Source organism: Streptomyces murinus (assembly GCF_002154555.1).
In the GTDB taxonomy this organism is placed as follows: domain Bacteria; phylum Actinomycetota; class Actinomycetes; order Streptomycetales; family Streptomycetaceae; genus Streptomyces; species Streptomyces murinus.
The window spans coordinates 1-638 of the sequence record NZ_MUNF01000123.1 but is presented as its reverse complement, the minus strand read 5'-3'; the positions used below and the strand labels follow the sequence as shown (position 1 = coordinate 638).

At 73.5% G+C, this 638-nt stretch carries 1 pseudogene; it reads left to right on the top strand.

The window, feature by feature from the left end:
* Positions 1 to 130: 130 nt before the first annotated feature.
* Positions 131 to 638 (top strand): annotated as a pseudogene (locus tag CCN72_RS09820) (hypothetical protein); the annotation flags it as partial.

The window sequence follows — 638 nt, the reverse complement described above, 5'->3', positions numbered from 1 at the left end:
GGTGGTACGGGGGTGGTACGGGGACGGGGCTGTGCGGGGTTGTCGCGGCTAACGGCACTGGCCGACCTGGGCTTACCTGCGGTAACTTTACCGCTCGGTAACGAATTTGTTCCCGCCTTCGGGGGGTTTGATGTCGACCGTCCTCGACAAGTCACCCGCACTGGGGCCGGTGTTGGCGGCCGGTGCGCTGCGCTCACTGGGAAAGCGGTCCTCGGCCGGGGCGCCGTACCCGGACACCCGGCTGGTGCTGCCGGGGGTGCGCGCGGACCCGGCCCGGCTGGCGAGGTACGCCCGGCTGTGCGCCTTCCCCGCCCCCTCCGAGCACCTCCCGCTCCCCTACCCCCATGTCCTCGCCTTCCCGCTGGCGATGCGCCTGCTCGGCGCCCGGGACTTCCCGCTCCCGCTGCTGGGCCTGGTGCATACCTCGATCGAACTCGCCCGTCGCGCACCGCTGCCCGTGTCGGGGGCGTACGAACTCACCGTGTACGTCGCGGGGTTGGCCCCGCACCGGCGCGGTACGGAGGCGACGGTGGTGGCGGAGGCGCGGCTGGCCGGGGAGCCGGTGTGGGAGTCCCGCAGCACGTATCTGTCCCGGCACCGGACGGCGGTCGGGAGCACGCCCGCCCCTCCCCCGGAGC